The organism is Paenibacillus sp. FSL P2-0136, assembly GCF_037975325.1.
In the GTDB taxonomy this organism is placed as follows: Bacteria; Bacillota; Bacilli; order Paenibacillales; family Paenibacillaceae; genus Paenibacillus_AQ; species Paenibacillus_AQ silagei.
Window position 1 is genome coordinate 6,418,841 of the sequence record NZ_CP150244.1, and the last position, 25,686, is coordinate 6,444,526.

Here is a 25,686-nt window from a genome sequence, read left to right on the forward strand (position 1 = left end):
CCTTGTCCACACGTACAGAGATCATGGCATAGATCGCCGCGCGTTCGCGGACGGAGAGCTTCATCAGCTCATGCGGGAGAATATGCAGCTCATGGAGGGCGTAATAGGCCAGATTGGCCTCACCATCGCCCTCGTTGATTAGTTTTTTACTTCATCCACCAGCTCGTTCATATCTGTGGCGAAGCCGTTCAGCGCCTGTACCCGCTCCCCAAGCGCAGCGAATTCTCCGGGCAGCAGCATTTTGCGCAGCAGCGATTCGGCGCCCATCACCCCGTAGGAGCGTTGAAGCTCGGTATTTTTCAGATCCGGATGCACAATGCTTGCCGTCATGAGCTTCGCCATATATTCATTGGGATCAATGTCCGTCGTGTAGGTGCCGTTCTTTCCCTTGACCTTACGGGTAGCCGCCTTGCGGCATTCCTGGTTCTCTTCCTCATTCATACTGCGCAGCTTCCAGACGGCTGGGTTACCTTCCTTATCCTTGAACCGCAGCGAGACCGCGAATTCCTCTGTTGTATCACAAGCCGCATTTTGCGCAAAAAACAAACTTAATTCACTCATGTTGTTCCTCCCAGATTCTTATTGTGTTAGGGCAGCGAAGAGGCCCGCCGCAGAATACCGCCGCACAGCGGCTATGACTTCTTTAGTGATCGTCCAGATACTTTGCGGGAGCCCCCAACTTATTCAGTCATTTACTCTTTTACAACCTGCGGATAGCCCGCTTATGCCTTATTGGCCGGCATTTGCCGGAGCCGCGAAGGGCTGCACCAATTCCACATCCTCGAAGGTAAAAGCAACCTCTTCCTCCAGCGCATCCGACTCCGTATCCAGCGAAGCCATAATCACACTGTCCAGATTGACATCCTTCAGCATGATGCGCTGGGCGCCCACGGTTGAGGACGGATCTTCATTGGTCACGATAATGCTGAAGTATTGGTCAATCCCTGTCTTCATGTACTCCAGCATCATCTGGCGGAAACGGCTCGTCATATAAAAAATTGTCATCGTACCGCTGCCCGACCAGCCGGTCGCCTTATGCTGCACCCCGCGGCGTCCAAGCGTCTTCACTTCCGCCTTCTGCTTCTCTACAGTGGCTTCCAGGGTTTTGACATAGAACATTTCTTCCGTCTGTCCGTTAATCGTGGCATACGCCCGGCCCTCCTGGCCGGACAGCGTATCGCTGGCTCTCAAGAATGTCATCTTAGACCACCTTCACTTTCATATATACTTTTTCTACGGAATCTACCGGCTTCACAGCTACCTCCAGCACTACGCTGTCACTGTCCGCTCCAGGAGTCACTACAATATCGCTCTGTGCATTGAAGTTCTCAATCGCACCAAGGTTCTGCAGATCATTCATATAAGTGACGCACTGCGACCAGAACAGCGCGCGCCCGTCCTCATTATTCGGCAATTTGCCAATGAAGTAGCTCTCAAAAATCCGCTTCAAATCACCAGCGATCCCATCCAGCACCCGCAGCACGCGGTTCTTGGAGAAGGCCTTGCCTTTGTCTGTGGAGAAGGAGGTGAACGTGTTAATGTCCTGCTCCACTACTGCACGGCCTCCGCTATAGGTGAAGAGCAGTTCTCCGTCTGTGAGCGCTTCTACAGTCTCGGAATGGCTGAAACGCACATCCGCATCTACAGCATCGTCATAGGCCTGATAAGTCAGAGATTCGTTCACAGCAGCAGCGGCAGTTGCCCCCGCAACCCAAGCCACGGCATGAGCTTTATCCACTACCGTTCCATCACTCAAAATGACGCCGTTCGCCACACTGATGATGCCCTCATGGTCAGCCGTAGCGTAATCGGACAAGACCGCCTGCACCTTCTTGCCTTCCGTATTACGCAGACGCTTCACATAGGAGCTATACAGCGACTTCAGCGTGTTATCCTGCGATACCAGACCTACCGTCTGGAAATCCTGAACCTCCAGTGCCGACAAGAACGCACTATGCTCCGCATTCGTAACCGTACCATTCGCCCCGCCTGCCAGCGGCAGTCCAGCGCTCACCGTCAGCGCCCCAGATTCACTCGGCTTAAATTCTACATAAGCGTTCGCAGCCAGACCGGCAGCAGCGCTTACCGTCTGCTTGTCCACCTCTACCCCGTCCAGCAGCGTCCGGACATCGAACTGAGTAGCGTCATCGATATTTTTCTCGATTACTACCTTAAGCACATTCCCGCGTTCCCCGCCATACAGCGCAGTCGCCTGAACTCCGTTATTGGTCACAGCAGCCTTCACACCCTGATTCAGACGGTAGAGCAGCAGTGTGCCTGCCCGCTTCAGCACCTCTCTTACCGGCAGCAGCTCTGCTGCCGTCAGACCGTAGCCCAGCTTTTGCTGAAAATCATCCTGTGCCGTAAGCTTTAGAATGACTCCCGCAGGCCCCCAAGGCAGTGCAAGTGCCAAGGCAGCCGTACCGCGTTCTCCCATTTTCCCTGCCACAATACCGTTCGAGGCCACATTTACGTATACCCCCGGACGCACCTTGTTTTGTGTTGTCCATGTTCCTCCAGCCATTAGATAACCTCCTTATTTAGATAACGCTCCATTAAGTGCTTAGCCTCTTCCAAAGTGTAGCTCCCGTCCTCTTGCAGAACTACCTCCAGTACATCCTTTTCCTTAGGGCCGAACAGGGCCGAGTTCCTGATCTGCTTTTTCCCAAAAGCATCCGGTTTCCCGCTTCCGCGTTCCTGCTCAATTGCCTTCATTTCCTTAGAACTCATTTCAGCCGCGCCCCTTCTGTGAAGTGTCCCATCAGCTCTGCTTCTTCCTCCGGCTGCTTCTGCTTCTGGAGATAGAGCATATAGTCCACGGTGAACAGTGCGCCCCGTTCCTCTGCTCCGGCTACCCAGGACTGGCGCACCACCCGATAAGCGGGATTCACACTTTCTCTTGCGTCCAGCGCCTCACAGAGCCCGTCAGCTATAGCCTCTGCATCCAGCAGACTGCCTTGCTCATAGCGGATACCGAAGCGGTAGACCGCCATGTATCTGCCTTCACGCTGCCTGTCGTAGGTTGCCGAGAGCAGCTCCAGCCTGAAGTAGGCTGACTGAGGCTTATCCCCTTCCACATAAACAGGAATATCCGGGAAAAACTGCCCCAGCGCAGCAGTGATATTCCCCCGTAGATGTTGTACCGTCATGATTTCATTCCTCTCATGATTAGATGTGGTAATCCCTCCTGCCTTTCTTGAAGTCACTCGCGGGCTCGATTCAGGAAGAATAGGACCCGTCTTGTACCCGGCAATGACCGAAGGAGCTTTCACCGCGCTTGTCTGCCGGCCTGTCTTAGGCTTCGATGAGGTGGAGCATTCATGCTCCTGCGGTGTCCTTCTGCTTCATTTGCCATGTTATAATCATAGACCCCCTGAGACCTTGCGCAGGCGCTATTACAGAGGAATTAGCGATAACTTCCGGTGGTACTAGGGATGGTAAAAGGCGGTCCCCTCATCTGAAACAAAAAGCCGCATCACCCCGGCGGGCAATACGGCCATGTCGATTACATATGGTAGCTGCATGTTGTCAAAAGGATTTCTGCTCCTTAGGCAGGTTCCCTCCAGCCGGGGTCTTCGTGAGCGTAGCCAGAGACAACAGCTGCAGATCAGCAAGTGCAAGCGCCATCTTATAGAACGCCTTCGACCTTATTTTCACATAAGTATCCTTGCTCACCGGAGGATCGAACACATGATTGTATATCGTGTAGTCGTAGCTCTCCTCTCTGCGCATGTATCTCTCCCGCACCAGTTGTTGTTCCCTCTGGGTAAGCCGCTCTACAACCGAATCAATCACAGCACAGTACGCCCGTCTTGCAGCAGGCACATCTACATTATGCGTGGCAATCGCTGCTGTCTGATCAGTAACCGTATGGGTTGCGCCATGGAACCGTTCCGTATAGGAGTACGTAATCCCGGCCTCTTTAGCCTCAAACGTTACAGATTTGAAAATCCGGTACTTCTCCAGCATATTCTCTATAGTGACCTGAGTTCGGCGGCGGTCAAGCTCGGGCAGCGAAGATAGAATCATCATTTATACCACTCCTTAGATGTTATACAGATTTAAGAACTTTGTTGCGGACCTTTCCGGCCAAATGTGTTAAAATTCTACTTGTTCGTATATTGTTCGCCTTTTTTCATAATATACCACTTATCTACCAATTCAGTAAAACCTCATTTTAGCCCGTTTTGCAGCACAAACAAGCTAAATGCATGCCCATTCTTACCTTTTGGCAATAATAGACTCTTTATTGTTTACCTATTGGCATAAATAGCTTATAGTAAGTACAACAGCTTTTTAGGTGATTAGGGATAAGGAGTGGTTATCGATGGCAGAGGAATTCGGATACTATCTGAGACAGCTTCGGGAAGGAAAGGGATTGACCATTAATCAGCTGGCAGCGCTTGCCGGTATCAGTGGAGCCCAAATCTCACGAATCGAGAATGGATTACGGGGTGTCCCCAAGCCGGCTACCCTGCGTAAGATTGCTGAAGCGACCGATGTGTCGTACGAGGAGCTGATGGGCCATGCCGGTTATTTAACCGAGACGGAGAGCAGTACAGAGGGCGCTGTGCCTGCCTGGGCTACCAGCAAGGATAAGCGTGACTTCCGCCAAATGCTGGAGGATGATGGTGAGCTGATGTTTGATGGAATTCCCCTGAACAAGGAGGATAAGCAGCGGATCAAGGACGTATTAACCGGCCTGTTCTGGGAGGCAAAGCAGATGAACAAGCGGACCACGCCCAAGCACGATCCAGGCAAGGAGTAAGTACCAGGCAATCCAACTACTATTAACATGCTGCGGGTGAAGAATATGGATGAGCTAATCAAGCGTTTGGTCAAAAAATACAATACCAGCAGCCCCTTCGAGCTGGCTGAAGCACTGGGGATTCACATCCGGTTCATGCATCTGGGTGACGGCACCAAGGGCCTCTACTATCGGAAGTTAAGAAGAAGGTTCATCGTCATTCATAACCAGCTGCCGCTGGAGTGGCAACGATTCGTATGCGCCCATGAACTCGCGCATGACCGTCTGCACAAAGGGGTCAACCGTTTTTTTCTGGAGGAGAATTCGTATTTCTCGCCAGGCAAGCTGGAGCGGCAGGCTAACCTGTTCGCGGTTAAGCTGCTATCGGTCGGCACTGCCATTGAGCAAGATGAGTCCCTACAGAGCTATTATGCAAGGATTGGCATCCCGGCTGAGGTTGTCTTTTTTTTAGACGATTAAAGGAACATACGTTCCTTTAATGACGCAACAAAAAACTCTTACCGCAGTAAGAGTTCATTGGCCAGCCATAAGCTGTTCGATCGGGATGACACGATTTGAACATGCGACCCCCTGGTCCCAAACCAGGTGCTCTACCAAGCTGAGCTACATCCCGAAACTATGAAATTATTATGGAGCGGGTGATGGGAATCGAACCCACGCTATCAGCTTGGAAGGCTGAAGTTCTACCATTGAACTACACCCGCAAAGGTGAAATATCGGGATGACACGATTTGAACATGCGACCCCCTGGTCCCAAACCAGGTGCTCTACCAAGCTGAGCTACATCCCGTTAATGAAGTAATAATGGCGCGCCCTGAGAGATACGGATGCTGCGCATCCGATTGCGAAGTAATCCTATCGAAGCCTATGCTCCAACGAACTCGTTCGAATCTAGAGGACACTTTGAATATTCAAGAAGTAATAATGGCGCGCCCTGAGAGATTCGAACTCCCGACCTTTTGATTCGTAGTCAAACGCTCTATCCAGCTGAGCTAAGGGCGCAAAAAATTTGGAGCGGACGACGGGAATCGAACCCGCGACCCTCGCCTTGGCAAGGCGATGCTCTACCGCTGAGCCACGTCCGCAAATAAGTGGTGCGCGTGAAGGGACTTGAACCCCCACGTCTTACGACGCCAGATCCTAAGTCTGGTGCGTCTGCCATTCCGCCACACGCGCATGAATCAATAAAAGTGAGCCATGAAGGACTCGAACCTTCGACACCCTGATTAAAAGTCAGGTGCTCTACCAACTGAGCTAATGGCTCATATTTGGCAGGGGATATAGGATTCGAACCTATGATGACGGAGTCAGAGTCCGTTGCCTTACCACTTGGCGAATCCCCTACAATAGATACCTATATAATGCCCACAATCTCCCTCAAATATCAAGAACATTATGGTGGAGGCTGAGGGGTTCGAACCCCCGACCCTCTGCTTGTAAGGCAGATGCTCTCCCAGCTGAGCTAAGCCTCCATATGTATGGTGACTAATAAGGGTACTAGTTAAAAATGGTGACCCGTATGGGATACTCTTCACTCCGTTACGAGATTGCGAAGTATTCCTTACGATGCCTATGCTTCAACGAACCCAGGGAATTCTCATCCCATAAAAAATGGTGACCCGTATGGGATTCGAACCCATGTTACCTCCGTGAAAGGGAGGTGTCTTAACCCCTTGACCAACGGGCCTTAAAAAATTTGTGGAGCTCTCAACCGGATTCGAACCGGTGACCTCTTCCTTACCATGGAAGCACTCTACCTGCTGAGCTATGAGAGCATGGCTCCCCGAACAGGACTCGAACCTGTGACAACTCGATTAACAGTCGAGTGCTCTACCAACTGAGCTATCAGGGAATATTGTCCGCTTGGCAACGTCCTACTCTCCCAGGACCCTTCGGTCCAAGTACCATCGGCGCTGGAGGGCTTAACGGTCGTGTTCGGGATGGGTACGTGTGGAACCCCTCCGCTATCGCCACCAAACGGGCATTTACAGCGTAAATGCTTCAGGAATTTGATTCCTGAAAACTGAATCCGAAACAAATCTGCGAATTATTTTTTTTGGATAAGCCCTCGACCGATTAGTATTGGTCAGCTCCATGCATTGCTGCACTTCCACCTCCAACCTATCTACCTCGTCGTCTTCAAGGGGTCTTACATACTGGGAAATCTCATCTTGAGGGGGGCTTCACGCTTAGATGCTTTCAGCGCTTATCCCGTCCGTACGTAGCTACTCAGCCATGCTCCTGGCGGAACAACTGATGCACCAGCGGTACGTCCATCCCGGTCCTCTCGTACTAAGGACAGCTCCTCTCAAATTTCCTGCGCCCACGACAGATAGGGACCGAACTGTCTCACGACGTTCTGAACCCAGCTCGCGTACCGCTTTAATGGGCGAACAGCCCAACCCTTGGGACCTACTTCAGCCCCAGGATGCGATGAGCCGACATCGAGGTGCCAAACCTCCCCGTCGATGTGGACTCTTGGGGGAGATAAGCCTGTTATCCCCAGGGTAGCTTTTATCCGTTGAGCGATGGCCCTTCCATGCGGTACCACCGGATCACTAAGTCCGACTTTCGTCCCTGCTCGACTTGTAGGTCTCGCAGTCAAGCTCCCTTATGCCTTTGCACTCTGCGAATGATTTCCAACCATTCTGAGGGAACCTTTGAACGCCTCCGTTACTCTTTAGGAGGCGACCGCCCCAGTCAAACTGCCCGCCTGACACGGTCCCCGTACCCGATAAGGGCACTAGGTTAGAACCTAGATACGATCAGGGTGGTATCCCAACGGCGCCTCCGCAGAAGCTTGCGCTCCTGCCTCCACGGCTCCCACCTATCCTGTACAGATCGTACCCAAATTCAATATCAAGCTGCAGTAAAGCTCCATGGGGTCTTTCCGTCTTGTCGCGGGTAACCTGCATCTTCACAGGTATTAAAATTTCACCGGATCTCTCGTTGAGACAGCGCCCAAGTCGTTACGCCATTCGTGCGGGTCAGAATTTACCTGACAAGGAATTTCGCTACCTTAGGACCGTTATAGTTACGGCCGCCGTTTACTGGGGCTTCGGTTCACAGCTTCGGATTGCTCCTAACCGCTCCCCTTAACCTTCCAGCACCGGGCAGGCGTCAGCCCGTATACTTCGCCTTGCGGCTTCGCACAGACCTGTGTTTTTGCTAAACAGTCGCTTGGGCCTTTTCACTGCGGCCCCCTCGGGCTATTCACCCTACCGAGGCACCCCTTCTCCCGAAGTTACGGGGTCATTTTGCCGAGTTCCTTAACGAGAGTTCTTCCGCGCGCCTTAGAATTCTCTTCTCGCCTACCTGTGTCGGTTTGCGGTACGGGCACCTTCTCCTGGCTAGAGGCTTTTCTTGGCAGTGTGAGATCATGACCTTCGCTACTATAATTTTCGCTCCCCATCACAGCCCAGCCTTAACGATGTGCGGATTTGCCTGCACACCAGCCTCACTGCTTAGACGGACATCCATCAGTCCGCGTCACTACCCTCCTGCGTCACCCCATCGCTCATAGCGGATTACGGTGGTACAGTAATTTCAAACTGTTGTCCTTCGACTACGCCTGTCGGCCTCGCCTTAGGTCCCGACTTACCCTGAGCGGACGAGCCTTCCTCAGGAAACCTTGGGCTTTCGGCGGATCAGATTCTCACTGATCTTTTCGTTACTCATACCGGCATTCTCACTTGTATGCTGTCCAGCGCTCCTTACGGTACACCTTCAACCCACATACAACGCTCCCCTACCCCAGATGCTAGTGCATCTAGCCATAGCTTCGGTGGTGTGTTTAGCCCCGTTACATTTTCGGCGCAGAGTCACTCGACCAGTGAGCTATTACGCACTCTTTCAATGGTGGCTGCTTCTAAGCCAACATCCTGGTTGTCTGTGCAACTCCACATCCTTTCCCACTTAACACACACTTGGGGACCTTAGCTGATGGTCTGGGCTGTTTCCCTTTTGACAATGGATCTTAGCACTCACTGTCTGACTCCCGGCAAGAAGTAAATGGCATTCGGAGTTTGACTGAGCTTGGTAACCCTTGCGGGCCCCGCACCCAATCAGTGCTCTACCTCCACCACTCCATTCACCGAGGCTAGCCCTAAAGCTATTTCGGGGAGAACCAGCTATCTCCGAGTTCGATTGGAATTTCTCCGCTACCCCCACCTCATCCCCGCATTTTTCAACATGCGTGGGTTCGGGCCTCCAGTGCGTGTTACCGCACCTTCACCCTGGACAGGGGTAGATCACACGGTTTCGGGTCTACGTCCACATACTCAAGTCGCCCTATTCAGACTCGCTTTCGCTGCGGCTCCGGCTTCTCACCTTAACCTTGCATGTTAAACGTAACTCGCCGGTTCATTCTACAAAAGGCACGCCATCACCCGTGCTGGACAAGTCCAGCATAGGGCTCTGACTTTTTGTAAGCACACGGTTTCAGGTTCTATTTCACTCCCCTTCCGGGGTGCTTTTCACCTTTCCCTCACGGTACTGTTTCACTATCGGTCGCCAGGTAGTATTTAGCCTTAGCAGATGGTCCTGCTGGATTCATACGGGGTTTCACGTGCCCCGCACTACTCGGGATCCGTCTCGGAGGGAACACAGTTTAGGCTACAGGGCTTTTACCTCTATCGCGGGCCTTTCCAGACCTCTTCGCCTACCATATTCCTTTGTAACTCCATGTGAGACGTCCCACAACCCCAAGAGGCAAGCCTCTTGGTTTAGGCTGTTCCGCGTTCGCTCGCCGCTACTGACGGAATCACTATTGTTTTCTCTTCCTCAGGGTACTTAGATGTTTCAGTTCCCCTGGTCTGCCTCTGCATTTCCTATGTATTCAGAAATGAGTAACTGCGAATTACCACAGCTGGGTTTCCCCATTCGGACACCCCCGGATCAAAGCTTGCTTACAGCTCCCCGAGGCAGTTTCGTTGTTCGCCACGTCCTTCGTCGGCTCCTGGCGCCTAGGCATCCTCCGTGTGCTCTTAGTAGCTTAACCAATGCGTTTTCCCTAAGGAAAATCGCTAGTATCGCCATTAATATGAAACTTGTTTACACAAGTTCAGCTTAAAGGAATGTTCTAAAACGCAAATTCGTTTCGGTATCCAGTTTTCAAGGATCAAGTTGCTGTTATTATGAAACAATCACGACTGTGATGTTCGGAATAACAGACGATGTGCATATACTGTTGTAAAACATGATTGGTGGAGCCAAGCGGGATCGAACCGCTGACCTCCTGCTTGCAAGGCAGGCGCTCTCCCAGCTGAGCTATGGCCCCATATAATCACCCCAAAAAGTGAGGTGTAGCTTCGAGGTTAATTCCGATTACTTTTCGGGGACCCCGGTACTTGCTATTCAATTCCAGATTGTTATATGGTGGGCCTTGGTGGACTCGAACCACCGACCTCACCCTTATCAGAGGTGCGCTCTAACCAACTGAGCTAAAAGCCCATATAACAAAACTTGCAGTAGTGAAGCAATCAATGAATTGATTGTTCGCTTGGCGGCGTCCTACTCTCCCAGGACCCTTCGGTCCAAGTACCATCGGCGCTGGAGGGCTTAACGGTCGTGTTCGGGATGGGTACGTGTGGAACCCCTCCGCTATCGCCACCAAACGCATACGAAAGAGACTTGCTCTTTCAAAACTGAACACGAGTGAGTGTCCGAACCCGAAGGTTCTATTGTGGAAGCAAAGCTTCCGATTTGAATGTCTTCGTTGCAGAAGACGATTCTCCATAGAAAGGAGGTGATCCAGCCGCACCTTCCGATACGGCTACCTTGTTACGACTTCACCCCAATCATCTACCCCACCTTCGGCGGCTGGCTCCCTTGCGGGTTACCCCACCGACTTCGGGTGTTGTAAACTCTCGTGGTGTGACGGGCGGTGTGTACAAGACCCGGGAACGTATTCACCGCGGCATGCTGATCCGCGATTACTAGCAATTCCGACTTCATGCAGGCGAGTTGCAGCCTGCAATCCGAACTGAGACCGGCTTTGCTGGGATTGGCTCCACCTCGCGGCTTCGCTTCCCGTTGTACCGGCCATTGTAGTACGTGTGTAGCCCAGGTCATAAGGGGCATGATGATTTGACGTCATCCCCACCTTCCTCCGGTTTGTCACCGGCAGTCACTCTAGAGTGCCCAGCTCAACCTGCTGGCAACTAAAGTCAAGGGTTGCGCTCGTTGCGGGACTTAACCCAACATCTCACGACACGAGCTGACGACAACCATGCACCACCTGTCTCAACTTTCCCCGAAGGGCACCTGATGCATCTCTGCTTCGTTAGTTGGATGTCAAGACCTGGTAAGGTTCTTCGCGTTGCTTCGAATTAAACCACATACTCCACTGCTTGTGCGGGTCCCCGTCAATTCCTTTGAGTTTCAGTCTTGCGACCGTACTCCCCAGGCGGAGTGCTTACTGTGTTAACTTCGGCACCAAGGGTATCGAAACCCCTAACACCTAGCACTCATCGTTTACGGCGTGGACTACCAGGGTATCTAATCCTGTTTGCTCCCCACGCTTTCGCGCCTCAGCGTCAGTTACAGCCCAGAAAGTCGCCTTCGCCACTGGTGTTCCTCCACATATCTACGCATTTCACCGCTACACGTGGAATTCCACTTTCCTCTTCTGTACTCAAGTCACCCAGTTTCCAGTGCGACCTCAGGTTGAGCCCAAGGTTTAAACACCAGACTTAAATAACCGCCTGCGCGCGCTTTACGCCCAATAATTCCGGACAACGCTTGCCCCCTACGTATTACCGCGGCTGCTGGCACGTAGTTAGCCGGGGCTTTCTTCTCAGGTACCGTCACTCCGGCAGCAGTTACTCTACCGGACGTTCTTCCCTGGCAACAGAGCTTTACGATCCGAAAACCTTCATCACTCACGCGGCATTGCTCCGTCAGGCTTGCGCCCATTGCGGAAGATTCCCTACTGCTGCCTCCCGTAGGAGTCTGGGCCGTGTCTCAGTCCCAGTGTGGCCGTTCACCCTCTCAGGTCGGCTACGCATCGTCGCCTTGGTGGGCCGTTACCCCACCAACTAGCTAATGCGCCGCAGGCCCATCCCCAAGCAGCAGATTGCTCCGCCTTTCATTCTTCTCTCAGGAGAAAAAAGAAATTATCCGGTATTAGCTACCGTTTCCGGTAGTTATCCCAGGCTTGAGGGCAGGTTGCCTACGTGTTACTCACCCGTCCGCCGCTAAGTCTGAAAGGAAGCAAGCTTCCTCTCAAACTCCGCTCGACTTGCATGTATTAGGCATGCCGCCAGCGTTCGTCCTGAGCCAGGATCAAACTCTCCAAATTGGTATTTAGAAAGAGCGATTGCTCATTTTCAAACATCTGACGAGAATTCACATTCTCATTTTTGGATCTCACCGAAGTGATTTCCCACTCACTCGTTGTTCAGTTTTCAAAGATCAATGTCTCATTTTAGCTCTTCACCGCATCTCAGCGGCGACCTTCATAATATATCATAGTGTTTCGTTGTTTGGCAAGCTTTTTTTTGAAAAAGTTATTTTTCATTATTTCTTGCCTGCGTCTTCTCTTTAAACATTCAAAAGGAGCGCGAGATATAATGTATCATGTCGGCTCCCTTTTCGTCAAGCTATTTCATTCATTTTATTTATTCCGGTTATCAGCCTGCTTCAGCCTAGTGCTTGAACTGAGAAGAACGTCCACCCCATGCATACTTAGACAGCTCTTTCTGTGGAGCAAATCGTGCATACATACGGAAAACTGTTTTATATCGATTGGCAATCGCATGCCTAATGTTCTGATCTAAACGCTGATCACTCATATCCAGTAGCATCTCATCCAGCTCTTTGCGCAAAACATAGTCCAGCTCCTTGCATTCCTTCTCATTGAATAACATCCCCAACATATGCTTGGCCTCCTTCATGAAATTCATAGTTATCCAAAACCATCAAACGCCGTTTCATCTCAATCAAAAAAGCCATTTGATGTGGGAAGCTCTATTGAAGTGCTTACACTAAATTAACCGGAGTATTGAACCTATAACCATTATCATAAGAAAATTCCATTTATGGACTCTCTTTATTCAACCTGGCAGCAGATCCAAATGTTTCGGCTTTACTGTTATGCACAATTCCCCAAGATTTTATGATAAAAGCCAAAATGTAATTGTGCTCTCGATGATTGCTGCCACAAATAACAGAATCACAATCCAGACCGAAGCGGTGAAGGTCTGCCGCATAAAGGCCTGCCAATTCATTGCTCCTTCCCCGCTCCGCTTCATCGATCCAAAGAGTGCAGAGAGCACCTTACTGCCGAACTTCAGCCCAAAGGCGCAGGCAATGATGATGGCCGGAATCTCAATGATGCCATGCGGCAGCAGTCCTTTTACAATCAGCGTGAACAGATCCTGTCCCTGTATCGCGGACAAATGAATCAGATAGCCGATAACCGCACCGTTGATGAGCAGGAAGAATGCCGGCAAGAGGCCGAATAAGGCGCCCAGATAAATGATGACTACGCTTTTGATACTATTGTTCAGAAAAATGAATACAAAAAAGCTCCACTGCGGATTGGACGACTCTCTAAGGTTCCCGCTAATCTTACTGATCCCCTTCAATTGCTCATTCAGCAGCTGCTGAAGACTACCTGTGCCGAGCCAGCCCAAGATTCCCCCGGCTATGAACAGGATTGTGGCCATTAGGAGCGCGGTGCGAATTGTCCTTAGATCTTTGATAAATGTATTAAAAGATAACATGCGTACCTCCTGATTTGGATTCTGCCGAATTGCATTTCGTATGGAATGATTCATATCTGAGGTCATAAGCGCCCTGTACGAGCATACATTTAGAACAAACAAGCATTTCGCATGGGAGAGGAGCGCTGACATTATGAATTCTTTTTATGTATTTAGCGGCAAAAAGATCAAACGGTTCCTGTACATTTTTGCTGCTGCGCTTCTTACCGCCGGCGTTGTCTATGTGGAGAGGGGCAATATCACCGTATTCTCTGAAGCTGCCCCTTCTGCCATTTACAGTGTGCCGACGGAAAAGAAGCTGATCGCCTTAACCTTCGATATCAGCTGGGGAGAGAAACGGCCTGAGCCGATTCTGAAGGTGCTGGAAGACAAAAAGGTGGATAAAGCGACATTCTTCCTGTCCTCACCTTGGAGCAAAACCCATCCTGAGATCGTTACAAGCATCAAAGACGCCGGGTTCGAGATTGGCAGCCACGGTCACAAGCATGTGAACTACAGTACGCTAAGCAATGATGAAATCCGCACGCAGATCAGTACTGCCCATACAGTATTGACGGAGCTAACCGGTTCTCAGCCCAACCTGATCAGAATGCCTAACGGTGATTTTGACAAAAGAGTCCTGCAGGTGGCCACCGATCTCGGCTATAAAGTCATTCAATGGGACACGGACTCACTGGACTGGAAGAACATCGGTGTGGATAACATCGTTAACCGTGTAACGAGCAAAGCCCATCCCGGGGATATTGTGCTGCTGCATGCCAGCGACTCCTGCAAACAAACACATGAAGCCCTGCCTCAAATTATTGATAAGCTCCGCAGCCAGGGGTATGAGTTCGTAACCGTCTCTGAGCTAATTAGCCAAAGCAGTGCAAACGGTAAGGAAGTCCGCGATTCCGCCTTGCTGAATAATGGCCTGGAAGACGCTGCAGGAATGTAACTCCCTTACCTGTGTATGGCATCAGTGACGCGGTGAGATCAGCTGAGAGATATCAGGCGTCGGTGTATTCAGCTTCGGGTAGCTCAGGTCAAGCCCCTCCAGCGTTTTGACCACAATCTTCAGGGCCAGATAGTTGCGGTACCAGCGGTGATTCGCCGGAATCCAGTACCACGGAGCCTTATCTATACTGCTCTCCTGGAAAACATCCTCATACGCCTTTTGATAATCGTCCCAGTATTCGCGTTCCTGCAGATCACTGGCATCGAATTTCCAGTGCTTCGCCGGATCTTCAAGCCGCTCCTTAATCTTCTCCAGCTGCTTCTCTTTGGAGATATGCAGAAAGAGCTTAATGACCGTCGTTCCCTCTTCCGCCAGCATCTCCTCGAACTGGCGGATGTAGCGGAACCGCCGCTTGGCATCCTCCTTGCTAAGACTGCCATGCACGCGGGGCACCAGCACATCCTCATAATGCGAACGGTTGAATGCGGCAATATAGCCTTTGGGCGGGGTCTTCATATGAACTCTCCACAGGAAATCGTGCGCTTCTTCCTCCAGTGAAGGCTTCTTGAAGCTGGTTACGATGAACCCCTGCGGATTGATGCCGGAGAAGATGTGTTTGACGGTTCCGTCCTTACCGCTTGAATCCATTCCTTGCAGGATGACCAGCAGCGAATGCTTTTTCTGTGCAAAAAGGATATCCTGCAGCTTGACCAGCCGTTCCTTCAGCTTCTCCATTTTGGCTTCGGCTTCTTCTTTGGATTTGAAGTCTCCCCGTTCATCAGGATCGAGGTCCTTCAGGCGTGTTTCACTGGTGTCTTTTATCATATAGCGCTTGATGTTCATATATTCCCTCCTCCACTCTGTTCTTTAAGATTAACCTCTTCATCTTCATTCTAACCGCTCCCCACAGGCAATGCCAAAACCCCGCCTCCCTGGTTGTATACAGAGGGGCGGGGTTTTGAGCATGATTGCTATGGTCCGATTGTGGCCGGCTTCAGTACACGGTGCAGCATCAGAATCTGGAAGGCATTACAGGCGATAAGCGGTACAAGAATAAAGATGGTGGCGCTGTCCACGCCGATCCGCAGCACACCGATAATCTCCACTATAGTGATGGCTGTCATGAAAAAAAAGGTCGGGACCCAGGCTGACGCGTTCGTGCTGCGAATTTTGACCCAAGATACAATAAGTGCAGTGAACAGAATTGCCACGCCTAGCGTCAAATCCGTCCGGGCGCTCTGGTCTCCGCTGACAAAGGTGCGCAGGAACATCAGCTCAAACAACGCCAGCACGGCCAGCACCAGCTGTATGTAACGCCACGCCTTGCGCGGGAACACCCCGATGCCCGTATAGTTGAGGATCAGATATGCAAAAAATCCGAGCTGGGCGTATACGCTTACAAGCACTCCGTAGCCCAAAAGAATGAGGGAGTACAGGAGAAGATCGGCAGTGCCTTTAAATTGTATACCGCCATTCCCTATCTGCAGAGCAAGTCCAGCAATGACAGCCCCGCCTGCACCGATCAAAAGCGTGGTCCAGAACAAATAAAACCATTTTCTCAAGCTCAGTACTTCCACCTCCCCGTGTCAGATTTATTTTACCAAGGTTACCGTCAAAAAACCATTCCGCTTCAACATAAATGTGCCCTGGCGCGGCATACTACAATCAGTAATTCTATAAAGGAGGGCAGCGCCAATGAAATGGAGGGCTATCTGGTCTGGAGGCTTGGCACTTGGCTTGATAATCACCTTGACGGCCTGCGGGGGCGAACAGAGCAGTTCTTCTTCGGGACAAGGCGGATATAAGGAAATGAAGACGATGGTTGTCGATATATTGAAAAGTGATGAAGGGAAAAAGGCTGTAGAGGAGGCCTTGTCTACTCCAAGCTCAGAAGAGGGCAGCGCCGCCAGCGGCTTAAGCATGAAGATGATGCCTATGCAAACCACGGAGCAGATCCGGCTCGCTGTTAAAGATACCCTCACCGCGCCGGAGTATCAGAAGGAAATTGAAAAAATCATGACTGATCCGCAGTTTGCCGGCGATTTCGCCAAAGCGATTAATAAACAGAGCAAGGAACTTCATCTTCAATTGATCAAGGACCCCACTTATCAGAAGTCGGTTGGAGAAATTATGAAGTCGCCCGAAATGACGAAAATGTTCCTCGATCTTACGAAGACTCCGGATTACCGCAAGCAGTCCATGACGATTATGCAGGAGGCTATGCAGAACCCGCTATTCCGAATGGAAGTACTTACGCTTCTCAAATCCGTGGTCCAGGATGAACTGCAGCCTAAGGTTGAGAAAAAGGATGGGGGTAAAGGCGGCAGCGGCGGGGAGGACAAGCAGGGCGGTGACAGCCAGAAGCAGGAAGGCGGAGACGATTCCGGTTCGGGTTCTTAACCTCTTATATTTTAAAATAAGGCCTTGCCCCGTGGATGGGACATGGCCTTATTTGTTTATGTGCATGGCAAAGCCAAGGATGATTATTGCTCGTACTTGGCAATCAGCTTGTCTGCAATGTCTGCAAACAATATTCCGGTAGCCGTATCCGCCTTATATACTGACGGTGAAAAGTCCGGCTCGGAAATATGGTTGTCCGGGGCACCCAGCGGCACCTGGGCCAGCAGCTCTGTATGCAGCGTTTCCGCCAGACGGGCTCCGCCGCCTCTGCCGAAGATGTAATCCTTTTTGCCGCAGGAGGAGCATTCGTAGTACGCCATATTCTCAATGACGCCAAGAATCTCATGCTCGGTCTGCAGAGCCATAGAGCCTGCTCTCGCTGCCACAAAGGCAGCTGTAGCATGAGGGGTAGTGACAATGATCTCCTTGCTGTGCGGCAGCATCTGGTGGACATCAAGGGCCACATCGCCCGTACCTGGAGGCAGATCCAGCAGCAGGTAATCGAGTTCCCCCCAGCCGACATCGGCGAAGAACTGGCGCAGCATTTTGCCAAGCATCGGTCCTCTCCAGATCACCGGACTATTCTCTCGGATGAAGAAGCCCATCGACATGACCTTGACGCCGAAGCGTTCTACCGGAATAATCGTTCCTTCTTCCACGATCGGCCCTTCTTCAATTCCCATCATGTCCGGGATACTGAAGCCGTAAATATCTGCATCGATCAGGCCGACTCTCTTGCCCTTACGGGCCAGTGCCACGGCCAGATTCACGGTTACTGTTGATTTCCCGACCCCGCCCTTGCCGCTGGCGATCGCGATGAAGTTCACCCCTGAGTTCTCGTTAATCAGCTCATGCCCCTCAAGGCCTGCTGCGTGTCCTTTGAGCTTCTCCCCTTCATCTGAATCCGGCTCGTCCCCGCTGCCCTCTCCGCGAAGCATAGCCCGTTCATAATCGGTGGCATCACGCAGGCGGATATGAATCTGTTCTGCCCCGCCCGCCGTAAGCAGGTCACGTACCTGCTGCTCCAGCTCCATCCGCTTCTTCTCATCCGAATCCAGACATACGATGGATAACGAAATACGGTCCTCTTTGATCATGATATCGCGGATTAACTGTAGTTCGATCAGGCTTTTTCCGGATTCCGGGTCTGTAAGCGGCTGTAAAAGTTCCTGAATTTGTTCCCTGGTCTGCATGGAAAGCACCTCTGTTCCTATCCGGCGGTAAGCCCCGGTATTTGTACCTATTATAGCATTACCCCCGGAGGGAAGAGTAGTCCCACCCTATGCCGCTATGGCTGCTCGGAGCTGTACCGCAGGATGCCCTGGTAGATGCTGGTTGCCACTTTCCGCTGATACAGATCATCCCCTAGGAGCAAGGACTCCTGAGGATGTGACAGGAAGCCTACCTCAACGAGCACGGACGGCATCTTTAACACTTTTAACAAATAAATGGTATTCGCCGTCTTCGCCACGCGGTCCGTATTCTCAAGTGTAGCTCTCAGCTCATCCTGAACCAGCCCGGCCAAGGCCTTGTTCCTCTCGCTGCTTGGATAATAGAAGGTCTGCGCCCCGCTCCAGCGGTTGGAGGGAATACTGTTCATATGTACGCTGACAAACAGATCGGCGCCCTTCTCTTCAATGCTCCGCACCCGCTGCTTCAGATCCTCCGTCTTGCGTCTTGCGTACCCCTTGGTGCTGTCCTGGGCCAGATCATAATCGCCTTCACGGGTCATCACCACAATCGCCCCAGCCTGCTGCAGATAATCGCGCAAGTACAGCGACACAGAGAGATTGATATCCTTCTCAATCAGGCCTGAGCGGCTCACTGCTCCCCCGTCCGGTCCCCCATGACCTGCATCAATGGCAATCACCTTGCCGGAGAGCGGCAGGCTCCAATAATTGACCGTCTTGGCAGTCGGCATGTCGTAGGCGATGATTCCGATCATTATAGTGAGCAGCACAGCGCCCAGGATACCTTTTTTGATGCCGCGCCAAGAGATCCAGACCGAGACTTTATGCTTCTGCCCTCCAGACATAACAAAGACCCCCTCGTCCCGATAGATTCTACTCATCTATATGGGACAAGAGGGCCAAATAGTACTGGCTGTCAGGAGTTTACAGAGACTTCCGGTGACATACCTTCAATCAGAATCTGCGCCACCTCAGGGCGAGTGAATTCAGGAGGCGGACACTGTCCGTCACGCAGCAGCGCACGTACCTTCGTACCGGAGAGAGTCAAGTGCTGGTCAGACGGATGCGGGCAGGTTTTGCTGGAGGCCATATTGCCGCACTTCACGCAGAAGAAGCTGTGCTCGAAGAACAGAGGCGTGATGCCCAGTTCCTCGGCGGTGAAGTTCGCAAAGATCTCCTGCGCTTCATACGTGCCGTAATAATCACCAACACCCGCATGATCACGCCCGACAATGAAGTGTGTACAGCCGTAATTCTTGCGCACCATGGCATGGAAGATGGCTTCACGGGGGCCTGCATAACGCATCGCTGCCGGGAAGACGCCAAGGAAGGTACGGTTCTCCGGATAATAATTCTCCAGTAAGGCCAGATAACTCTTCATCCGCACGTTGGCCGGAACATCATCCGACTTGGTCTCACCAACCAGGGGATTGAGGAACAGAGCGTCTACAACCTCCATAGCGCATTTCTGGATATACTCATGGGCACGATGTACCGGGTTACGCGTCTGGAAGCCTACAACCGTTCTCCAGCCCTTATCGGCGAAGATCCGGCGGGTCTCGGCGGGGTCAAAATAGAATTCAGCGAACTTCTCCGGCTGCGGGCGGTTCAGCACCGTTATAGGTCCGCCTACATAGGTTGCCGGCCGGGACAGCAGCTTACTGACTCCGGGATGCGCGGGATCGGTTGTTTTGAACACATTGTGCGCCTCAACCTGTTGGTCTACTGCGTAGATGCTCTCGATATCCAGTAAACCGTAGATGATATCATCGTGTTCGCCTTTGAGTGCCACTCTGTCGCCTATTGCAAGAGTCGCTGCCTGCTCGTCACCTATAGCCAGCGTAACCGGTATACTCCATACGGTTCCGTTAGCCAGGCGCATCTTGCTTACTACCGAGTGATAATCCTCTTCGTTCAGGAATCCGGTGAGCGGCGAGAAGGCACCTACACCAATTAAATCCAAATCAGATAAGGTCCATGTATTGAGGGCAATCGATTGATGGCCTGAAGCTTGCTTCAGCAGTTCTTCTCTCTCTTCTCCGTCTGCGATGCGCCGGATCAGCGTTCCTCCGTGAGGAAGTATTGAAGTCATCCCTGTTCTCTCCTCCTGTGCAATGCCTGTGTAGTGCTGTATAGAGTGCTGGTAACTTAGTGCGTGCGGGTAAATAAGTGCGGATAAATTAGTGATCATATCTGAGCGATATTTATTTAGGCGTGTCTTATTTGTGTAGTCCGCATTCTGTTTTGTCCGAACCGGACCATCTGCCGGCACGCGGATCTTCACCAGGCATAACAGCCCGGGTGCATTGCTCACAGCCGATACTCGGGAAATTGCGGTCATGCAGCGGATTGTAGACTACATCATTCTCGCGGATATAATTCCACACATCCTCTGTAGTCCAGTTCGCAATCGGATTGAACTTGACCAGCCCGAACTTATTATCATATTCTATCTTCTTCGCATTGGCCCGGGTAGGGGCTTGGTCCCGGCGAATCCCGGTAATCCAAGCGTCGTATTGTGAGAGAATACGGGTCAGCGGCTCCACCTTGCGGATTGCGCAGCACTGGTTAGGGTCAGTATTCCATAGGGCCTCCCCATACTGCAAGGCCTGCTCCTCCACCGTAATCTGCGGAGACACCCGGACGAATTCCATCCCGTACTTATCAGCCATAATATCTCTAGTCTCATAGGTTTCCTTGAAATGATAATCCGTATCTAAATAGAACACATCTGTCGAAGGACTCACCTTCTGGATCATATCCACCAGCACTACATCCTCCGCCCCGAAGCTGCAGGCAAAGGTTATATTCGGAAAGGTCTCTACCGCCCAGCGGATAATCTCCTCGGGAGAAGCATTCTCCAGCTCTTCCGCTTTCACTTTGATTAAATCCTCTTTCTCGAGCAGGTTCATCTTAGTTTCCTCCATCCGGATATTTCATAAAACATCTGGCTTCCGCTAATTCCAACTATTCTTATATGGAATATTATAAGGCATGTGGGGCGGATGCACAACAGTTTTATCCATTTTGGGCGAAAGTTTTGGATGGAGGGATGGGAGAGGATTAAATTGATAACTTTGCGGAACAAAAATGGTCCTACCGTTCTAGCGGGAAGGAATTTTACTGTATGGTTTTGCTCGGTGCAGAATTGTCATCACCCTATAAAAGTCATAACTGTTGCCGGAGGTACAATCAATCTAACCGGAACTATGATTTAAGCTCTATCTGTTCAAGCGTCAACATCGCGGTTCTCCTCCCTTTCACCAAGCCTAGTGTGGTGCCAGTTTGAGCCACTGCCCAGGACATAGACTTCAGTGTAGTATTCACAGCATCTCCACCAGAGATGTTCGAAACCCTTATCCAAAAGGCAATAGCCATTTTAACAGTATAAGCACCCAGGAAAAGGAATATTGCCAGCATGAACAGGCTGCCTGCTCGCACCCGAAACCTTTTCCGGAAATATAAAAAAAGCGCGGCCATCAGCAGCAGCGCACATACGAATGAAATACCATATGCAATTAACAGCACGATATCAGTGCCCCCATTGTCTGCACCCCGATCATAAATTAAAAATTCCGCAAATCCGTTGTTTCTGATCTCCTCCTGAATTTCCTTGGAGGTATCCTTATAACGGCGAATGGAGACCGTAATCCTACCCGATGCTTGAAGCACTTCTCTCTCGTTGGCGCGGTAACAGGGGAATAGTCGTTTGATCCATTGGCTCAACACGGTTATCCTCCCCTATCTTCATCACTGCCGTTTGCGGCAGTATGGTCAATTTTGAGTCTCTGCAGCACTTCCAACGTCGGTGCCATGAAATCGGAACACTCTTTATCCAGAATCGCTTGCAGCCTATCCCGGTCTTATTCAGATCGATCCAGCAGCTCACGCGGCACCAGGCTCCCCCTTACAATGGATCGAACTAGTGTAATAACAATGATCAGCAGAATCAGTGCTACAATAGGCCGAACCATACTTGTCTGCAAGTGGAAGCAATTTCTCAATATTTTACACATCATTGCTATCCTTTCCCCCGCTCCCCTCTCCCTAAAATCAAATAGCCCCCGGGGATCCGAGGGCAAAAATAAAAACGCCTAATGGGCGCTAAATACTCAATATACTATATGAGAATCCATGGTAACACGCTCAGTAGAAACGGCGACGAATGTACCATTACCGTAACATACAGAGAGCCAGTCATTGTTTGAAGCGCCTGATCTTGACGTCCATTTGATTCCGTCAGGTGAAGTCATGACACAACTATCATTGCCTGATTTACATACAACAACGAACAGCCCATTTCCATAACATACTGATTCCCATCTGTTATTAATTCCTGCTTGCCTCGATATCCATCCAATTCCATCATCAGAAGTCATAATTATGCCTGGTCCCACAGCAACAAATAACCCATCCCCGTAGCAAACAGAGCGCCAGTCAATAACAGACGCTGACTGGGTATAGCTGTTCATCCAACTAATACCATCCTCTGATGTCATGGCACCGAAATCTCCATTGGTATAGTTAATTGCAACAAATATGCCCTTCCCATAGCAAACTGAGCACCATGCTTCATCCTTAGTATTAAGTGTTTGCATAGTCCAATTTATACCGTCTGCGGAAGTCATAACATTGCCTGTATGCACGTCGCTGCCATACGGACTACCAACAGCAACAAATAATCCGTTGCCGTATGTGACAGATCTCCAAGTAGTATTGATATTAGCCGCAGTTCGAGAGACCCAGTTGATCCCGTCTAGGGATGTCATGATTATCCCTGATCCAACGGCAATAAATAATCCATTTCCGTAACACACAGAGCGCCAGTCATTGCTTTGAGCGCCCAACCTTGCCGTCCAATTAATTCCGTCAGGAGAAGTCATGACAGCACCTGTTTGCCCATTACCCACCGCAACGAATATCCCGTTTCCGTAACACACGGATTTCCAAGAAGTAGTTAAAGTATTTGATCTAGTCACCCACATTGCCCCTGCTCTAATCATGGGAAATGCTCGTATATTATTATTAAATAGTGCATTTGTGTCCATTGGAGTAGATGAACGGGACCCCACCTCTACAAGAGCGTGGGATATATCTTCCTTAAATTTATCCATAGGAACAATATAATTGCTTATACTTTCATCTGTACCAGAGGTCAATATATAAGACTGGCCTCCGACAGCCACAAACCTGCCATTACCATAACAAATAGAATACCATATCCTAAAATCAGTATTAGGTGCAGTAGGTTTATCTCTCAAAGTCCATGTAAAACCGTTAGAAGAAGTCATCACTTGGTCCTCATATGTGTCCACCGCGACGAACAGTCCATTTCCGAAACAAACACTTGACGGCCTTTTCAGTGGACTAGATCTGACCGTCCATGTAATACCGTCACGAGAGGTCATAATGCTTTTTCCAGTAGTATCACCTACAGCGACGAACAATCCATTCCCATAACAAACACTCTGCCAGGATGAATCATGGCCATTTCTATATGTCCAATTGATGCCATCTGGAGAAGTAAGAACAAACTGGTTTTTAAAAGATTGACGGCAGACAGCAACAAATACTCCGTTACCATAACAAACAGAGGTAACTATATTACTTTGATCTTCTAATCTAAAAGTCCATACGATACCGTCAGGAGAAGTCATGAACATGTATCTTCTTGAAGTCGAACTTATGCCCCTAGACGCGACGAATAGTCCATTTCCGTAGCAAATGGACGTCATGTCCGACATTTCCTCTGGAGTATTTACGATTTTCCAGACCATTCCATCAACTGAGACGGCCACTTTAGAAGAACCTAACGCAACAAATATGCCATTTTCATAACATACATCATCCCAAAGGTTTCCGATATCCGCTTGATGTGTCCATGTAATCCCATCAGTAGAAGAGAGGACTTCACCACCATATGAGACTGAAACGAACAATCCATTTCCGTAACAAACAGAATTGCCACTACTTGCGAAAGGTATAGTTCTAAATGTCCAATCTATGCCGGGTGGAGATAAGGATAATGCCCCATGTATTAACCCGTTCTCAGTACCAATCGTTGTCCCCTTTCGCACATCCGCTGCGGTTGCTGTTCCGTATTCACCCCCTTCACCCTGTAATTGAAAAGCCGTTCCATCATACACAACGGTGTATACTCCGTTCAGCGCAAGCGTGGCAGCGTTACCTTTCGGCTTTTTGATGGGTTTGGCTCCCAGCGCATTAAGGTTTAAGGTAGGATTAGCTCCGCTCTCAATATGTGATATGAAACTAAACTTTAGTCCTGCCACTAACGCTGTCGGTGCTGGGCTCAGAGTAATGGTGTATGCAGTGGCTATGCCAGCCGTGGTACCAAATCCTGTGTTATTATTCAGCAACGTTTTGTCAGCAGCAGACATGAGACCAGCAGTGCTGGCGGTTGCGGTTGCAGTCGATGCTTTAGCATTCCATGTATTTTTTTCTGCATCAGTAACAAATCGGTTATTCACATCTTGCACAATGATAGACGGCGGATGTGCAGCTGGATGTGTGTAGTTGTTGGCCCCGGCGGCCACTCCATCCAGCTTTGCCTTATCTGCTGCTGCCATCAATCCTGGTGTGCTGGTCGTGACCGTAGCCGTAGATGCTTTGGCGTTCCACACCGTCCGCTCTGCTGCGGTGATATGAACTGTTGTATTTCCGGTATGGCTAGTTAAATTGGCCTGGACGGTATTTGCCTTAGCCGCAGCATCCGTCGCAGCCGCTGCCTGGGCAGCGTTCGCTTTCGAGGTTGCGTCCGTTGCTGCAGCAGCCTGAGCCGCGTCTGCCTTCGCCTGCGCTCCTGCTGTTGTCTCTTTGGCATTCCAGGCCGTACGCTCCGCTGAGGTGATATGCCGTGTGGCATCATCTGCATGTGCTTTTGCAGCCTCCAGTGTTGTGGCCGGTGCAGTCCGCCAGGAAGACTTACCTGTAATGGATTTGACCATGTTTGCCAGCCAGCCCAGCAGATTCGTTACAGTGCCGCTGTCTCCTGTTGGCGCTGTCGTATCTGAGATCGTCCGGTTTCCAATAACCGCATCCGTGGCAGTGCCTGCCCCGCCTGCTCCTGCGGTGATCCCGGCCAGCTTATTCTTCTCAGCCGTGGTGTAATCATTGGCGGACAGCCCTTTGCCGGATATTTTGTCAACCTTCGACGCTGAAACGGTGTCCAGATCCTTTTGTAATGCAAAAATCAGTGAGTCATCAATGCTCCCTGTAATATTGGCCGCCATCCCAACAACAACAACGCAGTCAAAAGCCTTCTCAATGATATCCGTGCCGCCGCCCGGCGCGATATAATCCGCTGTCACTCCGGCATTGGCATAGGCGTACAAAATCTCTCCGGCATCCGGATCTTGAGCAAATACCCCAACCTCCCGGAAATAAAAGCCTGTAGTGACATCGGCGTTGGAGAGTGTCGTGCCGATAATCACTTTGTTCGGCGGTTGCATCTGAAGACGGGCAATCGGCAAGCTTTTCTTGAGAGATATCAGTGTATTAAGCGCGGGTACCGATTGTCCGCTAAGCGATCCGTCGCCAATCGCGATCCTGGTATAATTGAGTTGCGTTCCCGCCTGGGCCTTCCCCTGCAGCACAAGACCTTTATTCGTTAATGTCATGCCTCCAAATACTGCCACATGATTCCCT

The 25,686-nt window shown here is 50.7% G+C and carries 20 protein-coding genes, 14 tRNA genes and 4 rRNA genes; 4 read left to right on the forward strand and 34 right to left on the reverse strand.

Features of this window, described 5'->3' with window-relative positions:
• Positions 1–138: 138 nt before the first annotated feature.
• From NYE26_RS27195 to NYE26_RS27220, 6 genes are all read right to left on the reverse strand, one after another.
• The gene (locus NYE26_RS27195) at positions 139–561 is read right to left on the reverse strand and encodes a phage portal protein (protein ID WP_036724538.1); all 423 of its coding nucleotides are present in this window, start codon (positions 559–561) and stop codon (positions 139–141) included.
• A 168-nt stretch (positions 562–729) separates the two neighbouring features.
• Complete coding sequence (locus NYE26_RS27200) at positions 730–1,200, reverse strand: phage tail tube protein (protein ID WP_036724540.1); 471 nt, start codon at positions 1,198–1,200, stop codon at positions 730–732.
• Position 1,201: 1 nt separating this feature from the next.
• Complete coding sequence (locus tag NYE26_RS27205; RefSeq protein WP_339251558.1) at positions 1,202–2,524, reverse strand: phage tail sheath family protein; 1,323 nt, start codon at positions 2,522–2,524, stop codon at positions 1,202–1,204.
• Positions 2,524–2,730: a hypothetical protein gene (locus tag NYE26_RS27210; RefSeq protein WP_339251560.1), complete on the reverse strand. Its 207-nt coding sequence runs from the start codon at positions 2,728–2,730 to the stop codon at positions 2,524–2,526. Before NYE26_RS27210 ends, NYE26_RS27205 begins: the two co-directional genes overlap by 1 nt.
• Positions 2,727–3,149: a DUF6838 family protein gene (locus NYE26_RS27215; protein WP_076081827.1), complete on the reverse strand. Its 423-nt coding sequence runs from the start codon at positions 3,147–3,149 to the stop codon at positions 2,727–2,729. Before NYE26_RS27215 ends, NYE26_RS27210 begins: the two co-directional genes overlap by 4 nt.
• Positions 3,150–3,528: 379 nt before the next feature.
• Positions 3,529–4,029 (reverse strand): ArpU family phage packaging/lysis transcriptional regulator, encoded by a 501-nt coding sequence (locus NYE26_RS27220; protein ID WP_051477960.1) that lies wholly within the window; start codon positions 4,027–4,029, stop codon positions 3,529–3,531.
• Positions 4,030–4,327: 298 nt separating this feature from the next.
• On the opposite strand from NYE26_RS27220, the gene NYE26_RS27225 reads away from it, so the two are divergent.
• Together NYE26_RS27225 and NYE26_RS27230 are read left to right on the forward strand one after the other, a co-directional pair.
• A complete protein-coding gene (locus tag NYE26_RS27225; RefSeq protein ID WP_339251563.1) occupies positions 4,328–4,768 on the forward strand; it encodes a helix-turn-helix domain-containing protein in 441 nt (146 codons plus the stop codon).
• Between the two features lie 45 nt (positions 4,769–4,813).
• Positions 4,814–5,227: an ImmA/IrrE family metallo-endopeptidase gene (locus tag NYE26_RS27230; RefSeq protein WP_036696270.1), complete on the forward strand. Its 414-nt coding sequence runs from the start codon at positions 4,814–4,816 to the stop codon at positions 5,225–5,227.
• An 80-nt stretch (positions 5,228–5,307) separates the two neighbouring features.
• Here the strand turns inward: NYE26_RS27230 and NYE26_RS27235 are convergent.
• The 20 genes from NYE26_RS27235 to NYE26_RS27330 form a co-directional block, all read right to left on the reverse strand.
• A tRNA-Pro gene (locus NYE26_RS27235) sits at positions 5,308–5,381 on the reverse strand.
• 17 nt (positions 5,382–5,398) lie between these two features.
• A tRNA-Gly gene (locus NYE26_RS27240) sits at positions 5,399–5,472 on the reverse strand.
• Between the two features lie 12 nt (positions 5,473–5,484).
• Positions 5,485–5,558: transfer RNA gene (locus NYE26_RS27245), tRNA-Pro, on the reverse strand.
• 135 nt (positions 5,559–5,693) lie between these two features.
• Positions 5,694–5,770: transfer RNA gene (locus NYE26_RS27250), tRNA-Arg, on the reverse strand.
• Between the two features lie 8 nt (positions 5,771–5,778).
• Positions 5,779–5,853, reverse strand: a tRNA-Gly gene (locus tag NYE26_RS27255).
• Positions 5,854–5,860: 7 nt separating this feature from the next.
• Positions 5,861–5,944, reverse strand: a tRNA-Leu gene (locus NYE26_RS27260).
• A 15-nt stretch (positions 5,945–5,959) separates the two neighbouring features.
• Positions 5,960–6,032 (reverse strand) — tRNA-Lys (locus tag NYE26_RS27265).
• Positions 6,033–6,037: 5 nt separating this feature from the next.
• Positions 6,038–6,111 (reverse strand) — tRNA-Gln (locus NYE26_RS27270).
• 53 nt (positions 6,112–6,164) lie between these two features.
• Positions 6,165–6,240 (reverse strand) — tRNA-Val (locus tag NYE26_RS27275).
• 140 nt (positions 6,241–6,380) lie between these two features.
• Positions 6,381–6,455: transfer RNA gene (locus NYE26_RS27280), tRNA-Glu, on the reverse strand.
• A gap of 12 nt (positions 6,456–6,467) precedes the next feature.
• Positions 6,468–6,543 (reverse strand) — tRNA-Thr (locus NYE26_RS27285).
• Position 6,544: 1 nt separating this feature from the next.
• Positions 6,545–6,620: transfer RNA gene (locus NYE26_RS27290), tRNA-Asn, on the reverse strand.
• A 9-nt stretch (positions 6,621–6,629) separates the two neighbouring features.
• Positions 6,630–6,746 (reverse strand): 5S ribosomal RNA (rrf, locus tag NYE26_RS27295).
• 78 nt (positions 6,747–6,824) lie between these two features.
• A 23S ribosomal RNA gene (locus NYE26_RS27300) occupies positions 6,825–9,767 on the reverse strand.
• A 203-nt stretch (positions 9,768–9,970) separates the two neighbouring features.
• Positions 9,971–10,046 (reverse strand) — tRNA-Ala (locus NYE26_RS27305).
• Between the two features lie 96 nt (positions 10,047–10,142).
• Positions 10,143–10,219 (reverse strand) — tRNA-Ile (locus tag NYE26_RS27310).
• 47 nt (positions 10,220–10,266) lie between these two features.
• Positions 10,267–10,383: ribosomal RNA gene (rrf, locus tag NYE26_RS27315) — 5S ribosomal RNA — on the reverse strand.
• A 124-nt stretch (positions 10,384–10,507) separates the two neighbouring features.
• Positions 10,508–12,068 (reverse strand): 16S ribosomal RNA (locus tag NYE26_RS27320).
• The 16S, 23S and 5S rRNA genes sit together here with 14 tRNA genes alongside, the layout of an rRNA operon.
• A 346-nt stretch (positions 12,069–12,414) precedes the next feature.
• Positions 12,415–12,645 (reverse strand): hypothetical protein, encoded by a 231-nt coding sequence (locus NYE26_RS27325; RefSeq protein ID WP_036692450.1) that lies wholly within the window; start codon positions 12,643–12,645, stop codon positions 12,415–12,417.
• 237 nt (positions 12,646–12,882) lie between these two features.
• Positions 12,883–13,494 (reverse strand): stage II sporulation protein M, encoded by a 612-nt coding sequence (locus NYE26_RS27330; protein WP_339251565.1) that lies wholly within the window; start codon positions 13,492–13,494, stop codon positions 12,883–12,885.
• A gap of 133 nt (positions 13,495–13,627) precedes the next feature.
• Between NYE26_RS27330 and pdaB the strand changes: the two genes are divergently transcribed.
• Complete coding sequence (gene pdaB, locus NYE26_RS27335; RefSeq protein WP_036721768.1) at positions 13,628–14,431, forward strand: polysaccharide deacetylase family sporulation protein PdaB; 804 nt, start codon at positions 13,628–13,630, stop codon at positions 14,429–14,431.
• Between the two features lie 21 nt (positions 14,432–14,452).
• On the opposite strand, the gene NYE26_RS27340 is transcribed toward pdaB, so the two are convergent.
• Together NYE26_RS27340 and NYE26_RS27345 are read right to left on the reverse strand one after the other, a co-directional pair.
• Positions 14,453–15,274, reverse strand: coding sequence for a PPK2 family polyphosphate kinase (locus NYE26_RS27340; RefSeq protein ID WP_036721770.1), 822 nt, complete (start codon positions 15,272–15,274; stop codon positions 14,453–14,455).
• A 128-nt stretch (positions 15,275–15,402) separates the two neighbouring features.
• Positions 15,403–15,999, reverse strand: coding sequence for a KinB-signaling pathway activation protein (locus tag NYE26_RS27345; protein ID WP_036721907.1), 597 nt, complete (start codon positions 15,997–15,999; stop codon positions 15,403–15,405).
• A gap of 127 nt (positions 16,000–16,126) precedes the next feature.
• Here NYE26_RS27345 and gerD point away from each other — a divergent pair, with 127 nt between their 5' ends.
• Positions 16,127–16,831 carry a spore germination lipoprotein GerD gene (gene gerD / locus NYE26_RS27350; RefSeq protein WP_036721773.1) on the forward strand — a complete coding sequence of 235 codons (705 nt, stop codon included), beginning with the start codon at positions 16,127–16,129 and terminating at the stop codon, positions 16,829–16,831.
• An 83-nt stretch (positions 16,832–16,914) separates the two neighbouring features.
• Here the strand turns inward: gerD and NYE26_RS27355 are convergent, their stop codons facing one another.
• The 6 genes from NYE26_RS27355 to NYE26_RS27380 all read right to left on the reverse strand — a co-directional run bounded on the left by NYE26_RS27355 (position 16,915) and on the right by NYE26_RS27380 (position 25,676).
• Complete coding sequence (locus tag NYE26_RS27355) at positions 16,915–18,024, reverse strand: Mrp/NBP35 family ATP-binding protein (protein WP_036721776.1); 1,110 nt, start codon at positions 18,022–18,024, stop codon at positions 16,915–16,917.
• Between the two features lie 95 nt (positions 18,025–18,119).
• Positions 18,120–18,866 (reverse strand): N-acetylmuramoyl-L-alanine amidase CwlD, encoded by a 747-nt coding sequence (cwlD, locus tag NYE26_RS27360; protein ID WP_339251570.1) that lies wholly within the window; start codon positions 18,864–18,866, stop codon positions 18,120–18,122.
• 71 nt (positions 18,867–18,937) lie between these two features.
• A complete protein-coding gene (sat, locus tag NYE26_RS27365; RefSeq protein ID WP_339251572.1) occupies positions 18,938–20,113 on the reverse strand; it encodes a sulfate adenylyltransferase in 1,176 nt (391 codons plus the stop codon).
• 127 nt (positions 20,114–20,240) lie between these two features.
• Positions 20,241–20,933: a phosphoadenylyl-sulfate reductase gene (locus tag NYE26_RS27370; RefSeq protein ID WP_036721783.1), complete on the reverse strand. Its 693-nt coding sequence runs from the start codon at positions 20,931–20,933 to the stop codon at positions 20,241–20,243.
• 295 nt (positions 20,934–21,228) lie between these two features.
• Positions 21,229–21,747, reverse strand: coding sequence for a hypothetical protein (locus tag NYE26_RS27375; RefSeq protein WP_339251574.1), 519 nt, complete (start codon positions 21,745–21,747; stop codon positions 21,229–21,231).
• Between the two features lie 386 nt (positions 21,748–22,133).
• Positions 22,134–25,676, reverse strand: coding sequence for a hypothetical protein (locus NYE26_RS27380; RefSeq protein WP_339251576.1), 3,543 nt, complete (start codon positions 25,674–25,676; stop codon positions 22,134–22,136).
• Positions 25,677–25,686: the final 10 nt, after the last annotated feature.

Bases quoted from the DNA above. Each gene is read 5' to 3' on its own strand.
- NYE26_RS27195 (WP_036724538.1), bottom strand. From the start codon at position 561: ATGAGTGAATTAAGTTTGTTTTTTGCGCAAAATGCGGCTTGTGATACA.
- NYE26_RS27200 (WP_036724540.1), bottom strand. From the start codon at position 1,200: ATGACATTCTTGAGAGCCAGCGATACGCTGTCCGGCCAGGAGGGCCGG.
- NYE26_RS27205 (WP_339251558.1), bottom strand. From the start codon at position 2,524: ATGGCTGGAGGAACATGGACAACACAAAACAAGGTGCGTCCGGGGGTA.
- NYE26_RS27210 (WP_339251560.1), bottom strand. From the start codon at position 2,730: ATGAGTTCTAAGGAAATGAAGGCAATTGAGCAGGAACGCGGAAGCGGG.
- NYE26_RS27215 (WP_076081827.1), bottom strand. From the start codon at position 3,149: ATGACGGTACAACATCTACGGGGGAATATCACTGCTGCGCTGGGGCAG.
- NYE26_RS27220 (WP_051477960.1), bottom strand. From the start codon at position 4,029: ATGATTCTATCTTCGCTGCCCGAGCTTGACCGCCGCCGAACTCAGGTC.
- NYE26_RS27225 (WP_339251563.1), top strand. From the start codon at position 4,328: ATGGCAGAGGAATTCGGATACTATCTGAGACAGCTTCGGGAAGGAAAG.
- NYE26_RS27230 (WP_036696270.1), top strand. From the start codon at position 4,814: ATGGATGAGCTAATCAAGCGTTTGGTCAAAAAATACAATACCAGCAGC.
- NYE26_RS27325 (WP_036692450.1), bottom strand. From the start codon at position 12,645: ATGTTGGGGATGTTATTCAATGAGAAGGAATGCAAGGAGCTGGACTAT.
- NYE26_RS27330 (WP_339251565.1), bottom strand. From the start codon at position 13,494: ATGTTATCTTTTAATACATTTATCAAAGATCTAAGGACAATTCGCACC.
- pdaB (WP_036721768.1), top strand. From the start codon at position 13,628: ATGAATTCTTTTTATGTATTTAGCGGCAAAAAGATCAAACGGTTCCTG.
- NYE26_RS27340 (WP_036721770.1), bottom strand. From the start codon at position 15,274: ATGAACATCAAGCGCTATATGATAAAAGACACCAGTGAAACACGCCTG.
- gerD (WP_036721773.1), top strand. From the start codon at position 16,127: ATGAAATGGAGGGCTATCTGGTCTGGAGGCTTGGCACTTGGCTTGATA.
- NYE26_RS27355 (WP_036721776.1), bottom strand. From the start codon at position 18,024: ATGCAGACCAGGGAACAAATTCAGGAACTTTTACAGCCGCTTACAGAC.
- cwlD (WP_339251570.1), bottom strand. From the start codon at position 18,866: ATGTCTGGAGGGCAGAAGCATAAAGTCTCGGTCTGGATCTCTTGGCGC.
- sat (WP_339251572.1), bottom strand. From the start codon at position 20,113: ATGACTTCAATACTTCCTCACGGAGGAACGCTGATCCGGCGCATCGCA.
- NYE26_RS27370 (WP_036721783.1), bottom strand. From the start codon at position 20,933: ATGAACCTGCTCGAGAAAGAGGATTTAATCAAAGTGAAAGCGGAAGAG.